Annotated in this window: 10 protein-coding genes; 4 read left to right on the top strand and 6 right to left on the bottom strand. The window is 70.8% G+C overall.

Features of this window, described 5'->3' with window-relative positions; genetic code table 11:
• The first annotated feature begins 96 nt into the window (after window positions 1-96).
• Together AB0Q96_RS06185 and AB0Q96_RS06180 are read left to right on the top strand one after the other, a co-directional pair.
• Window positions 97-1683 (top strand): Na+/H+ antiporter, encoded by a 1587-nt coding sequence (locus AB0Q96_RS06185; RefSeq protein ID WP_365322162.1) that lies wholly within the window; start codon window positions 97-99, stop codon window positions 1681-1683.
• Window positions 1684-1713: 30 nt separating this feature from the next.
• Entirely contained in the window at window positions 1714-2283 is a 570-nt protein-coding gene (locus AB0Q96_RS06180; RefSeq protein WP_365322160.1) for a dienelactone hydrolase family protein, read from the top strand.
• Between the two features lie 75 nt (window positions 2284-2358).
• Here AB0Q96_RS06180 and AB0Q96_RS06175 read toward each other — a convergent pair whose 3' ends face one another.
• The 5 genes from AB0Q96_RS06175 to AB0Q96_RS06155 all read right to left on the bottom strand — a co-directional run bounded on the left by AB0Q96_RS06175 (window position 2359) and on the right by AB0Q96_RS06155 (window position 8565).
• Window positions 2359-3327, bottom strand: a complete 969-nt coding sequence (locus tag AB0Q96_RS06175) for a zinc metalloprotease (protein WP_365322158.1) — start codon at window positions 3325-3327, stop codon at window positions 2359-2361.
• Between the two features lie 347 nt (window positions 3328-3674).
• Window positions 3675-5324, bottom strand: coding sequence for an alkaline phosphatase D family protein (locus AB0Q96_RS06170; protein ID WP_365322156.1), 1650 nt, complete (start codon window positions 5322-5324; stop codon window positions 3675-3677).
• 239 nt (window positions 5325-5563) lie between these two features.
• Window positions 5564-6379, bottom strand: a complete 816-nt coding sequence (locus tag AB0Q96_RS06165; protein ID WP_365322154.1) for a thioredoxin domain-containing protein — start codon at window positions 6377-6379, stop codon at window positions 5564-5566.
• A gap of 60 nt (window positions 6380-6439) precedes the next feature.
• Window positions 6440-7159, bottom strand: coding sequence for a hypothetical protein (locus AB0Q96_RS06160; RefSeq protein WP_365322152.1), 720 nt, complete (start codon window positions 7157-7159; stop codon window positions 6440-6442).
• An 80-nt stretch (window positions 7160-7239) separates the two neighbouring features.
• Window positions 7240-8565 (bottom strand): DUF2252 domain-containing protein, encoded by a 1326-nt coding sequence (locus AB0Q96_RS06155; protein WP_365322150.1) that lies wholly within the window; start codon window positions 8563-8565, stop codon window positions 7240-7242.
• Between the two features lie 191 nt (window positions 8566-8756).
• Between AB0Q96_RS06155 and dnaE the strand changes: the two genes are divergently transcribed.
• On the top strand, window positions 8757-12296 hold the full coding sequence (gene dnaE / locus AB0Q96_RS06150) for a DNA polymerase III subunit alpha (protein WP_365322148.1): 3540 nt from the start codon (window positions 8757-8759) through the stop codon (window positions 12294-12296).
• A gap of 66 nt (window positions 12297-12362) precedes the next feature.
• Here dnaE and AB0Q96_RS06145 read toward each other — a convergent pair whose 3' ends face one another.
• Entirely contained in the window at window positions 12363-12536 is a 174-nt protein-coding gene (locus tag AB0Q96_RS06145) for a hypothetical protein (RefSeq protein ID WP_329419825.1), read from the bottom strand.
• Window positions 12537-12753: 217 nt separating this feature from the next.
• Here AB0Q96_RS06145 and AB0Q96_RS06140 point away from each other — a divergent pair, with 217 nt between their 5' ends.
• A complete protein-coding gene (locus AB0Q96_RS06140) occupies window positions 12754-14052 on the top strand; it encodes an NYN domain-containing protein (protein WP_365322146.1) in 1299 nt (432 codons plus the stop codon).
• The last annotated feature ends 3 nt before the right edge of the window (window positions 14053-14055 follow it).

Below are 14055 nucleotides of genomic sequence, written 5' to 3'. Positions count from 1 at the left end.
CGGCCGCCGGTCGACCGACCCGGGTTCTCGCCGCACAGTGAACCCTTGGGTGGGGGCAATCGCGGTCAAACCGGGCGTACGTGACAGGGTGGGGCCGTGGATCAATTGGCCCTGCTGTTCCTGCTGCTCCTCGGCGCCGTACTGACCGTGCCCCTCGGCGACCGGCTCGGGCTGCCCGCGCCGGTCCTGATGACCCTCATCGGGATCGCGCTGGCCTTCGCACCCTTCGTGCCCAATGTCGACATCCCGCCCGAGTACATCCTTCCGCTGGTGCTGCCGCCCCTGCTGTACGCCTCCGTGCAGCGCACCTCCTGGCGTCAGTTCGCGGCCAACAGGCGCCCGATCTTCCTGCTCGCGGTGGCCCTGGTCTTCGTCACCACGGCCGCCGTCGGCGCGGTCGCGGACGCGCTCGTGCCGGGCATCCCGCTGGCCGCCGCGCTGGCGCTCGGCGCGCTGGTGGCCCCGCCGGACCCGGTCGCCGCGACCGCCGTCGCCGGGTCGCTGGGGCTGCCCCGGCGGCTGGTGTCGATCCTGGAGGGCGAGGGGCTCTTCAACGACGTCACGGCGATCGTGCTCTACAACGTGGCCATCACCGCCGTGGTCAGCGGCTCCTTCTCGTGGCCCAGGGCGCTCGGCGAACTGGTCCTGTCGGCCGTCGTCGCGGTCGCCGTCGGGCTCGCGCTCGGCTGGACCGCCAACAAGCTGATGGGCCTGCTCGGCGACTCCACGCTCCAGACCGGGCTCACCCTCCTGGTGCCCTTCGTCTCCTACGTGCTCGCCGAGGAGCTGCACGGCTCCGGCGTCCTCGCCGTGCTGGTCACCGCGCTCTTCCTGGCCGAGTACGCGACCGACGCCGACGACGTGATGGGCCGGCTCGCCGGGCAGACCTTCTGGGAGGTCATCGACACCCTGGTCACGGGCATCGCCTTCGGTCTCATCGGCCTGGAGCTGGTGAACGTCTTCGGGGTGGTGGACGACCACGGCGGACAGGTGCTCCGGTGGGGCGCCGCCGTCGTGGGCGTGGTCGTCGTGGTCCGGCTGCTGTGGCTGCTGCCGGCGACCTGGCTGGCGAAGCGGCTGCACACCGGCCGGGACTACGCCGAGGAGATCCCGATGAGCTGGCGGGAGACCGTCGTCATGTGGTGGGCGGGGATGCGCGGGGTGGCCTCGGTGGCGCTGGCGCTCGCCATCCCGCTGCGCACCGACGACGGGTCGCCCTTCCCCGGCCGCGACGAGATCGTCTTCATCGCCTTCTGCGTGATCATCGCCACCCTCGTGGTCCAGGGGCTCACCCTGCCCTGGCTGGTCAAGCGGCTCGGCGTGAAGGCCGACGCGGACGCGGAGCGGGCCTTCGAGCGGGAGCTCGCCCTCCGCGCCGCGAAGGCGGCCAAGCGCCGGCTGAAGGAGATCGAGGAGGTCGAGGAGCTGCCCGAGGAGGTCGCCGAGCGGCTGCAGCGCGGGGCCTTCGACATCGGGGCGCGGATCAGCCCGGACCTGGTCGACGACGAGCGGCGGGCCGCGTTCACGGAGCGGGTGGACCGGGTGAAGAAGGTCCAGCGGATCCACCGGGAGCTGATGTCGGCGGCCCGCCACGAGGTGCTCTCGGCCCGCAGCGAGCCCGGCGCGGACCCGGAGGTGGTGGACCGGGTGCTCCGCGAGCTGGACGTGCGCAGCATGCGCTAGGTCGGGCCGCGCGGATGGGAGGATGGCGGCATGGACATCATGCTTTTCCACTCGGTCTACGGGATGCGCCCCGCGGTGGAGGCCGCGGCCGAGCGGCTGCGGGCCGCCGGGCACCAGGTCTGGACGCCGGACCTCTTCGAGGGCCGCACCGTCGGCACGGTCGAGGAGGGCATGGAGCTCAGGGACGGGATCGGGAAGGACGAGCTGCTGCGGCGCGCGGTCCTGGCGGCGGCGCCGTACTCGGAGCGCGGGCTCGTCTACATGGGCCTGTCCTTCGGGGCCTCGGTGGCGCAGACGCTGGCGCTGGGCGACGAGAAGGCGCGCGGGCTGCTGCTGTTCCACGGCACCTCGGACATCGCCGAGTCGGCGTCGGTGGACGACCTGCCGGTGCAGCTGCACGTGGCCGAGCCCGACCCGTTCGAGACGGACGACTGGCTGTCGTCCTGGTACCTGCAGATGCGCAAGGCGGGGGCGGACGTGGAGGTCTACCGCTACCGGGGCGCCGGGCACCTGTACACCGACCCGGAGCTGCCGGACTGGGACGAGGAGGCGGCGGAGCGGACCTGGTCGGTCGCGCTGGCGTTCCTGGACAGCCTGTAGGCCCGTACGGCCGACGGGGTGTGGCCCCCGGGGAGAGTCTCCCCGGGGGCCACACCTGTGTGCGCGGACGGTGCGTCAGGCGCGGTACGCGGTCCAGGAGTCGTTCATCCGGGTCACCTGGCCCGAGGTGAACTGGGTCATGCAGGAGTCGTACGTGTAGTCCATGAAGTTGTGGATCGGGTCCACGCCGGGCTTCGAGGTGCAGGTGTCACGGCCGGTCGGGCACTCGAAGGCGGCGCTCTTCTCGGCCGGGGTGTCGCTGACGTAGTCGCCGTTGCCCGTGCAGCCGCCCTGGAAGGTGTGGTAGAGCCCCATCCAGTGGCCGACCTCGTGGGTGGCGGTGTCGCCCTCGTTGTAGTTGGCCGCGGAGCCGCCCGGGAGCGAGGCGTCGAGGATGACGACGCCGTCCATCTTCGGGCTGGCCTTGTAGGAGGACGGGAAGGTCGCCCAGCCGAGCAGGCCGCCGCCGAGGTTGGCGGTGTAGACGTTCAGCGCGTTGGCGCCGCCCTTGCGCAGGGTGTTCTTCATGTCCTTCTCGGCCTGGGTGCCGTCGGAGACGTTGTACCAGGTGGCGTTGTCCGTGTAGTCCGTGCCGGCCAGGCTGAACTGGAAGTTGGAGTTCACGTTGCCGGTGCCCTGGCCGCTGTAGGCGGCGTTCAGGACGGCCATCTGGTTGTTGATGGCGGTGGCGCTGAGCTTGCCCGTCGTACCGCTGTGGATGACGTGGAAGTAGACGGGGATCGTCGTCGCGGCGGCGGCGTTCGCCCCGGCGGCCAGGGAGGCGCGGCCGGAGACGCGGGCCTCGCTGACCTTCTTCTTGAGGTCCGCGTCCATGGCCTTGGCCTGGGCGGCGGTGATCTCGTTGGGCTCGGCCTCGGTGGCGTGGCCCTTGGCCTTGCGGGCACCGGACAGCGCGGCGGAGCCGTCCGCGCACTTCTCGGCGGAGGCCAGCGGGGAGGTGGCCGGGGCCGCGGCGGGGGCGGAGAGGGGGGCCAGAGCCAGAGTTCCGGCCATCACGGCCGTGCCCAGCATGCGACGTGACATACGCGGCGATATACGGACAAGAGCGCGCACACTGACTCCTCGTGGGGGGTGATGGAGAGGTCGTTCCTCGCCACTGGCCGGGAGATTACGCGTCCATGTCAGACGTCGTTGAGGAGTGATCAAGCCCAATCATTCGTGGGGCAAATCGGGGCACGGGGAAGAAAAACTTCTGCCGCACCCGGAGTTTGAGACGTGAACGTCACAGAATAGACGCCGAAGGCGGGTGGTGTGTCCGGTTTCGATCTCCCGAACTCGCCACCCGCCGTAGCCATGTGATCTTCCGTTAACAGAGCGGATCATGGCTGAAAAGCATCGCCCCGGAGCTTCGGGGCGCCCCTGCGTACGCCTCAGCGCACCGGCTGGTACACGCGCTCGACGCGCTGCGTTCCGCTGAGCGTGCGGTACGAACGGGCCCAGGACGCCGTCGCCCGCGCGTCCGCCCGGTCGGAGACCGTGTAGTAGTCCATCTGCGAGCGCTCGGCCGTCACGTCGAGCACGCCGTAGCCGTGGTGGTCCATGTCCACCCACTTCACGTGCCGGTTGGCCGCCTTGACCGCGCCCGCCGCCACCACCGAGAGCGTGCCCGGCGCCACGTGCAGCAGGTCGTCCAGGTTGTCCGAGGTCACAGAGGTCACCACGAACTCCGTCGCGGCCGAGGCCGACAGCGGGTACGTCGCCGCCGTCACCGGAACGTCGTTCGCCCAGGCCATGTGGATGTCACCGGTGAGGAAGACCGTGTTCCGGATGCCCCGGTCCGTCAGGTGCCGCAGCAGCTCCTTGCGGTCGTCCGTGTAGCCGTCCCACTGGTCGACGTTGACGGCGAGGCCCTCCTTGGGCAGCCCGAGCAGCCCGGCCAGCGGTTCCAGCAGATGGGCCGGCAGCGCGCCGAAGGCCACCGGCGAGATCATCACCGAGGTGCCGACCAGCTGCCAGGCCGCGTCCGAGGCGGAGAGCCCCGACTTCAGCCAGTCCAGCTGCGCCCGGCCGGTGATGGACCGCTCCGGGTCGTCCACCTTGCCGTTGCCCACGCCCGCCTGCTCGGAGCGGAAGGAGCGCAGGTCGAGCAGGTGCAGATCGGCCAGCTTGCCGAAGCGCAGCCGCCGGAAGACCGTGCCCTCGGTCGAGGTGCGCACCGGCATCCACTCGAAGTAGGCCCGCTTGGCCGCCGCCACCCGGTCCGCCCACGCGCCCTCGGCGCCCGGCGTGTGGTTCTCGGCCCCGCCCGACCAGGCGTCGTTGGCGAACTCGTGGTCGTCCCAGATCGCGACGATCGGGTGCGCCGCGTGCAGCGCCTGGAGGTCGGCGTCCGTCTTGTACTTCCCGTGCCGGGTGCGGTAGTCGGCGAGCGAGACGATCTCGTGCGCCGGCTCGTGCCGCCGGACGGTGTACTTCGCCGCCGGGTAGGCGCCGGTGGCGTACTCGTAGATGTAGTCGCCGAGGTGGAGGATCGCGTCCAGGTCGGCGCGGGCCGCGAGATGCCGGTACGGGGAGAAGTAGCCGGCCTCCCAGTTGGCGCAGGAGACCACGCCGAAGCGGACGCCGGGTCCGGCCGCGTCGGCGGCGGGGGCGGTGCGGGTGCGGCCGGCCGGGGAGACGGCCCCGTCGGCGGTGAAGCGGAACCAGTAGGAGGTGGCCGGGCGCAGGCCGCGGACGTCCGCCTTCACGGTGTGGTCGGAGGCCGCGGTGGCCAGGGCCGTGCCCTGGGCGACGGTCCGGGCGAAGGCGCGGTCCTCGGCGAGCTCCCAGGCGACGGTGACGTCGGGGCCCGTGCCGGAGCCGGGTACGGCGTCGGGGGTGGGGGTGACGCGCGTCCAGAGCAGGACGCCGTCGGGCAGCGGGTCGCCCGAGGCGACACCGTGCAGGAACGCGGGCGCGGCCGGGTCGGCGAGCGCGGGCGAGGCGGCGGCCACCAGCGCCGGGGTCACGACGGCCGTCACGGCGGCGGCCTTCACGACGGTGCGGCGAGTGGGGGCGGATATGAGGTGAGGACTGGTCACGGGCCGTCAGATTACCGGCCGGTACGGCTCAGGGGCAGAGCTGTGCGCAAAGTTCGCCGACTCTTCGGCGGGACGTCGCCGAAGCGCCGGGAGCCACCCGCCGGGAGCCCCCTCCGAGCCACCCCGAATCCGAGCCGCCCCGGACGCGCCGCGGCCCCCGGTCCGCCGCGGAGTGCGGCGGGCCGGGGGCCGAAGAAGCGGTCCCGGGGCTCAGGGAGTCCGGGGGAGGGGCGGAGGGGTCAGCCCTTCATGACCTTGGCGAGCGACGCGTTGAACTGGTCCACCGTCAGCGGCGGGTTGTCGCTGCCCTCGGCGGTCAGGGTCTTGCCGTCCATCTTCAGCGTCGGCGTGCCCGTGACCCCGCTCTTGTCGAAGGCCTTCGACATCTTCATCGCCCAGGCGTCGAAGGTGCCGTCCTCGACGTTCTTCTTGAACTCGGCGTTGCCCTTCAGGGCCGGCACCGAGTCCGCGACCTCCAGGAGGTAGGAGTCCTTGGCGAACTTGTCCTGGCTCTCCTCCGGGTGGAACTTGGTCGAGTACAGCGCCTCCTTGTACTTCAGGAAGGCGTCGGGGCTCACGTTCAGGGCCGCGCCCAGCGCCGACAGGGCGTTCTTCGAGCCCTCGCCCTGGTCGGCGTTGTCGATGAAGGTGGCGCCCACGTACTTGATCTTGTACTTGCCGTCGGCGACGTCCTTCGCCACGGTCGCGCCCACGCCCTGCTCGAAGGTCGCGCAGACCGGGCAGCGGGAGTCCTCGTACAGCTCCAGCGTCTTCTTGGCCTCCGGCTTGCCGACGACGACCGTCGTGCCGTCGGTGCCCTCGGTGTTCTTCGGGGCCGTGACGTTCTTCGCGTCCGCGGCCGCCTCCCAGACGGACGGCTTGTTGGACTGGACGATGGCGAAGCTGATGCCGCCGACCACGGCGAGCGCGGCGACCGCCGACACCGCGACGACGACCTGGCGGCGCGTCTTGTCCTTCTTGGCCTGGCGCTCGCGCTCCTCGCGCAGCCGCTCGCGGGCGGCTGCCTTGTTGGCCTGGGTGTTGCGCTTGCTCATGATCGTGATCTCCGTGACGTGAAGCAGGAAGGGAAAAGGGCGAACGGACCGCGTGCTTGCTCAGACGAGGGCGAGCGCCGGCGCACAGACGCGCCGGAAGCCCGCGGAGCACGGCGGTCCACGCCGTCCCACGGAGTGCACGAGCAGCCGGGCCCGCGACCGGCGGGGCCGGTCCACGGGACGCCCGGCGCGCCGCGGGGCCGTCCCCACGACGCGGAAGAAGGCCGCCACCAGGAGCAGCGGCCGGAAGGCGAGGGCCACGGCCGCCGCGAGCAGCCGGGCGAGCGCCCGCTCCCCGCCGCGCAGCCAGGCGGCGGCCGTGAGCCCGACCACCACATGGGCGGCGAGCAGCAGCCAGGGCAGCGACGGATCGGGCGAGCTCAGCAGCGCCGCCGCCGTGCCGCTCCCCGGGACCGCCACACCCGGCAGCGGGGCGCCGAGGGCGCCGCCGCACAGCGCGTCCACGTCGAAGCCCACCGCGCGCAGCGAGCCGGCGACCGGGCCGCCGGCGGGGCCGTAACAGGCGACCTGCCCGCTGGTGAACAGGGTGTCGGCGGCCAGCTCCAGCGGGACGAGCAGCCCGGCGATCGGGCCGAAGCCGCGCTCCCGCCCGGCCAGCGCGTAGGCGACGGCGAAGACGCCCGCGGCGACCGGGACGACCGTCGCCAGGGGCAGCGGCACCCCGGACAGCAGCACATGCGAGGCCACGGACAGCGCCACGACCAGGGTCGTGAAGAGCGCCGCCCGGAGGGCTCTCAGCTGAATGCTTGCCATGTCCATCGCCGTGGAAGTGTGTCATGCCGGGCCGTAAGGCGTCCCTAAGGCCGAGCTGTGAGACCGCCCGGCCGCCCCACCCGCCGCTACAGCCCCGGGATGCGCCCGTTGCGGAAGAGGTCCACGAAGATCTGGTGGTCGGCCCGCGCCCGCGCGCCGTAGGAGTGCGCGAAGTCCACCAGGAGCTCGGCGAAGCCCTCCTCGTCGGCCGCGATGGCCGCGTCGATCGCCCGCTCCGTGGAGAACGGCACCAGCGACTGCCCGCTGGAGTCGTCCGCCGCCGCGTGCATGGCCGCCGTGGCCCGCCCGAGGTCGGCGACGGTCGCCGCGATCTCCTCCGGGTCGTCGATGTCCGACCAGTCCAGGTCCACCGCGTACGGCGACACCTCGGCGACCAGCTGCCCGGCGCCGTCCAGCTCCGTCCAGCCGAGCCAGGGGTCCGCGTGCGCCTGGAGCGCCCGCTGCGAGATCACGGTGCGGTGGCCCTCGTGCCGGAAGTACCCCCGTACCGCCGCGTCCGTCACATGGCGCGACACCGCCGGCGTCTGCGCCTGCTTCATGTAGATGACGACGTCGTTCTCCAGGGCGTCGCTGTTGCCCTCCAGGAGGATGTTGTACGAGGGGAGGCCGGCCGAGCCGATGCCGATGCCGCGGCGCCCGACGACGTCCTTCACCCGGTACGAGTCCGGGCGGGCCAGGCTCGACTCCGGCAGGGTCTCCAGGTAGCCGTCGAAGGCGGCGAGGACCTTGTAGCGGGTGGCCGCGTCCAGCTCGATCGCACCGCCGCCGGAGGCGAAGCGGCGCTCGAACTCGCGGATCTCCGTCATCGAGTCCAGCAGGCCGAAGCGCGTCATGCCGCGCGCGTCGCGCAGGGCGTCGAGCAGCGCGCCGCCCGCCGTGTCCAGCGTGAAGGGCGGGATCTCGTCGTGCTTGGCGCCGGTCGCGAGCGCGTGGATCCGCTCCCGGTAGGCGGCGGCGTAGATCCGCACCAGCTCGGTGATCTGCTCGTCGCCGAGCGCCTTGGTGTAGCCCAGCAGCGCCAGGGAGGCGGCCAGCCGCTTGAGGTCCCAGGTGAAGGGGCCGACGTACGCCTCGTCGAAGTCGTTGACGTTGAAGATCAGACGCCCGGTGGCGTCCATGTACGTGCCGAAGTTCTCGGCGTGCAGATCGCCGTGGATCCACACCCGCCCGGTCCGCTCGTCCAGGTACGGGCCGCCGTGCGCCTCCCGCTCCAGGTCCTGGTAGAAGAGGCAGGCCGTGCCCCGGTAGAAGGCGAAGGCGGAGCCGGCCATCTTGCGGAACTTGACCTTGAAGGCGGCGGGGTCGGCGGCGAGCAGCTCACCGAAGGCGGTGTCGAAGACGGCGAGGATCTGCTCACCGCGCTCGGCGGCGGTGGGCTGGGGGACCGACATCGAGGGTGCCTCCTGGCTACGGGGACGCGGCGCGCGGGCGCCGCGGAGGTGACTCAAAATTGTGCATGACAAATGGGACAGCTGTTCTCTGTGCCCAACGCCCGACGCTACTCCCGAGTGCCCGCCCGTTGTCGGTCGGGCGACGTAGACTTCCACGCTGTCCCCCCAGGAATTCATCGGAGGCATCCCCCGTGACCAAGCCGCCCTTCACGCACCTCCACGTCCACACCCAGTACTCCCTGCTGGACGGTGCCGCGCGGCTGAAGGACATGTTCAACGCGTGCAACGAGATGGGCATGACCCATATCGCCATGTCCGACCACGGCAACCTGCACGGGGCCTATGACTTCTTCCACACCGCCAAGAAGGCCGGTGTGACGCCGATCATCGGCATCGAGGCCTACGTCGCCCCGGAGTCCCGGCGCAACAAGCGGAAGATCCAGTGGGGCCAGCCGCACCAGAAGCGGGACGACGTCTCCGGTTCCGGCGGTTACACCCACAAGACCATCTGGGCGGCGAACGCCACCGGACTGCACAACCTGTTCCGGCTCTCCTCCGACGCGTACGCCGAGGGCTGGCTGCAGAAGTGGCCCCGGATGGACAAGGACACCATCTCCCAGTGGTCGGAGGGCCTGATCGCCTCCACCGGCTGCCCCTCCGGCGAGCTCCAGACCAGGCTGCGTCTCGGCCAGTTCGACGAGGCCCTGAAGTCCGCCTCCGAGTACCAGGACATCTTCGGCAAGGACCGCTACTTCCTGGAGCTGATGGACCACGGCATCGAGATCGAGCGCCGGGTCCGCGACGGGCTCCTGGAGATCGGCAAGAAGCTCGACATCCCGCCGCTGGTCACCAACGACTCGCACTACACCTACGCGCACGAGGCCACCGCCCACGACGCCCTGCTGTGCATCCAGACCGGCAAGAACCTCTCGGACCCGGACCGCTTCAAGTTCGACGGCACCGGCTACTACCTGAAGTCCACCGACGAGATGTACGCCGTCGACCTCTCGGACGCCTGGCAGGAGGGCTGCGCCAACACGCGGCTGGTCGCCGAGCAGGTCGACGTCGCCGGCATGTTCGAGGCCAAGAACCTCATGCCGAAGTTCGACATCCCGGACGGCTACACCGAGGTCACCTGGTTCCGCGCGGAGACCATGAAGGGCATGCACCGGCGCTTCCCCGGCGGCATCCCCGACGACCGCATGAAGCAGGTCGAGTACGAGATGGACACCATCATCTCGATGGGCTTCCCCGGCTACTTCCTCGTCGTCGCCGACTTCATCATGTGGGCCAAGGCCCAGGGCATCGCGGTCGGCCCCGGCCGAGGCTCCGCGGCCGGCTCGATCGTCGCGTACGCCATGGGCATCACCGACCTCGACCCCATCCCGCACGGACTGATCTTCGAGCGCTTCCTCAACCCCGAGCGCATCTCGATGCCCGATGTCGACATCGACTTCGACGAGCGTCGGCGCGTCGAGGTGATCCGGTACGTGACCGAGAAGTACGGCGCCGACAAGGTCGCCATGATCGGCACCTACGGCAAGATCAAGGCCAAGAACGCGATCAAGGACTCGGCCCGCGTCCTCGGCTACCCGTACGCCATGGGCGACCGGCTCACCAAGGCCATGCCCGCCGACGTCCTCGGCAAGGGCATCGACCTCGACGGCATCACCAACCCCAGCCACCCGCGCTACGGCGAGGCCGGCGAGATCCGGGGGATGTACGAGAACGAGCCGGACGTCAAGAAGGTCATCGACACCGCCAAGGGCGTCGAGGGCCTCGTCCGCCAGATGGGCGTCCACGCCGCCGGCGTGATCATGTCCAGCGAGCCCATCGTCGACCACGCCCCGATCTGGGTGCGGCACACCGACGGCGTCACCATCACGCAGTGGGACTACCCGCAGTGCGAGTCGCTCGGCCTGCTGAAGATGGACTTCCTCGGCCTGCGCAACCTCACGATCATGGACGACGCCGTCAAGATGGTGAAGGCCAACAAGGGGATCGAGCTCGACCTCCTGGCCCTGCCGCTCGACGACGCCAAGACCTTCGAACTGCTCCAGCGCGGCGACACCCTCGGCGTCTTCCAGTTCGACGGCGGGCCCATGCGCTCCCTGCTGCGCCTGATGAAGCCCGACAACTTCGAAGACATCTCCGCCGTGTCCGCGCTCTACCGCCCGGGCCCGATGGGCATGAACTCGCACACGAACTACGCCCTGCGCAAGAACAAGCAGCAGGACATCACCCCGATCCACCCCGAGCTGGAGAAGCCGCTCGAAGAGGTGCTCGCGGTCACCTACGGCCTGATCGTCTACCAGGAGCAGGTGCAGAAGGCCGCCCAGATCATCGCCGGCTACTCGCTCGGCGAGGCCGACATCCTCCGCCGCGTCATGGGCAAGAAGAAGCCCGACGAGCTGGCCAAGAACTTCACCATCTTCCAGGCCGGCGCCCAGAAGAACGGCTACAGCGACGCGGCCATCCAGAGCCTCTGGGACGTGCTGGTCCCCTTCGCCGGCTACGCCTTCAACAAGGCGCACTCCGCCGCGTACGGACTGGTCTCCTACTGGACCGCCTACCTCAAGGCGAACTACCCCGCCGAGTACATGGCGGGCCTGCTCACCTCGGTCAAGGACGACAAGGACAAGTCCGCCGTCTACCTGAACGAGTGCCGTCGCATGGGCATCAAGGTGCTCCCGCCGAACGTCAACGAGTCCGAGTCGAACTTCGCCGCCCAGGGCGACGACGTGATCCTCTTCGGCCTCACCGCCGTCCGCAACGTCGGCTCCAACGTCGTCGAGTCGATCATCAAGACCCGCAAGTCCAAGGGGAAGTACTCCTCCTTCCCCGACTTCCTCGACAAGGTCGAGGCCGTGGTCTGCAACAAGCGGACCATCGAGTCGCTGATCAAGGCCGGCGCCTTCGACACCATGGGCCACACCCGCAAGGGCCTGGTCGCCCAGCACGAGCCCATGATCGACACCGTGGTCGCGGTCAAGCGCAAGGAGGCCGAGGGCCAGTTCGACCTCTTCGGCGGCATGGGCGAGGAGGACAGCGACGAGCCCGGCTTCGGCCTCGACGTCGAGTTCTCCGACGTCGAGTGGGAGAAGGCGTACCTGCTCGCCCAGGAGCGCGAGATGCTCGGCCTGTACGTCTCCGACCACCCGCTCTTCGGCCTCGAACACGTCCTGTCCGACAAGACCGACGCCGGCATCTCCCAGCTCACCGGCGGCGAGCACTCGGACGGCGCGGTCGTCACCATCGGCGGCATCATCTCCGGCCTCCAGCGGAAGATGACCAAGCAGGGCAACGCCTGGGCCATCGCCACCGTCGAGGACCTGGCCGGCTCCATCGAGTGCATGTTCTTCCCGGCCACCTACCAGCTGGTCTCCACCCAGCTCGTCGAGGACACGGTCGTCTTCGTCAAGGGCCGGCTCGACAAGCGCGAGGACATCCCCCGTCTGGTCGCCATGGAGCTGATGGTCCCCGACCTCTCCAACGCCGGGACCAACGCGCCGGTGATCCTCACCATCCCCACGGTCAAGGTGACCCCGCCGATGGTCAGCCGGCTCGGCGAGATCCTCAAGCACCACCGGGGCAACACCGAGGTCCGCATCAAGCTCCAGGGGCCGCGCTCCACCACCGTGCTCCGGCTCGACCGGCACCGGGTGCAGCCCGACCCGGCGCTCTTCGGCGACCTGAAGGTGCTGCTCGGACCGTCCTGCCTGGCCGGCTAGGCGTCCGCCGCACACGCGCAAGGGGCGCGCCCGTCGTCACGGGCGCGCCCCTTTGCCGTGGATCCGTCAGTTGTGCCCGAAGCGCTTCTGACGGCCCTTGCGTGCCATGTCGCCAGGCGTGACCTGGGTGGCGCGCTGCTCGGCCTGGGATTCCATCGCGGACGCCTGCGCCTGCTGCTGGCCGCGTTCTGCCTGCGAGCCTCGCTGCTGACTGCGGTCCTGCTTTCGGTTCTTGGCCATGGGGATGATGCCTCCTCAAGGGGGTGTGGGGGCCAGGGCCGCTGTCAGACTCACACACGGTGGAAAGCGCCGCATTTTGGATCATTACGGACAGTAATCGAGGTCTCCGCGTGAGATCCGCCACGCCGATGATCCAGTTCCGGACCTCTCCGCGCGCGCGGTCGGGCAGACTCGGAGCAACCTGGAGCACTTCCGATCCCGAGGTTCCCGAAAGAGGGTGGAACACGTGGACCGCTGCGTCGTCCTGGTGGACGCCGGCTATCTGCTGGGCGCCGCCGCCAGCCTCCTCGCCGGGGAGCCGGCCCGCTCACGGATCACCGTCGACCACGCCGCGCTCATCCAGCAGCTGCGCGAACGCGCCGAGGCCGACACGGAGCTGCCGCTGCTGCGGATCTACTGGTTCGACGGCGCGCCCGACCGGGTGCCCCAGCCCGAGCACCGCAGGCTGCGGGTGATGCCCCGGGTCACCGTCCGGCTCGGCGCCCTCACCCGTACCGAGGGGCGCTGGGCGCAGAAGGGCGTGGACGCGGCCATGCACACCGAGCTCACCGAGCTCGCCAGGAACCGGGCCTGCTCCGACATCGTCCTCGTCACCGGCGACGGCGACCTGCTGCCCGGCCTCATGTCCGCCAAGGAACACGGGGTCGCCGTCCACCTGTGGGCCGTCCAGGCCGCCGACGGCGACTACAACCAGTCGGAGGACCTCGTCGCCGAGGCCGACGAGCGCCGGGTCCTCGACCGGGCCTGGATCACCCGGGCCGTCCGCGCCAAGGACCTCAGCGGACTGTGCGGCACGCCGCCGGTGCCCCGGCCCGAGATCGCCGCCATCCTCTCCGCCCCGCTGCCCGAGTCCGCGCTCGCCGCCTCCGCCGAACGGGCCGCCGCGGCCGGAGCGCCCCTCGACGGGCTCCGCGCCGACGGGGGCGCGCCCGCGGGTCCGGAGCCCGTCGAGGCCGAGGCCGTGAACGGCTCCGTCATCCCCGCGCCCGCCTCCGCCAAGACCGTCCCCACCCCCAAGGACCTCGCCGCGCTGCGCGGGCCGGCCGCCGCCCCCGCCTCGCCGCACCCGACGGGCGCCACCCTGCGCTGGTCCTCCGACAAGGGATGGATCGACCGGCCGGCCGCCCCGCTCGGCGAGCCCGCCGAGACCGCCTTCCTGCCCACCCTCGCCCAGCTCACCAGTGCCGAGCAGCGCTGGGCCGACCGCGAGGAGGACATCACCACCGTCGGCGGCGACCCCTACGAGGTCGGTCAGGTGTTCGCCCGCCGCTGGCTCGACCGGCTCCCCGAGCCGGGGCACGTCCAGAAGCTGGCCGTCATGTACCCGCGGATCCCGCACCGCATCGACGGCGAACTCCTCCGCTACGCGGCCCGCTTCGGCCTCCTCGCCCACAAGGACGACCAGATCGACGAGCACGACCGGTACGCGATCCGGGCGGGTTTCTGGCGCGAGATCGACGTCCACGCCGCCGGCCAACACGCCCCCGCGCCCGAGGAGAGCCGGGGGACCCCGTAGGCT

The organism is Streptomyces sp. NPDC093111, assembly GCF_040683955.1.
GTDB lineage: Bacteria > Actinomycetota > Actinomycetes > Streptomycetales > Streptomycetaceae > Streptomyces.
This window is presented reverse-complemented; position numbering and strand designations above follow the sequence as displayed.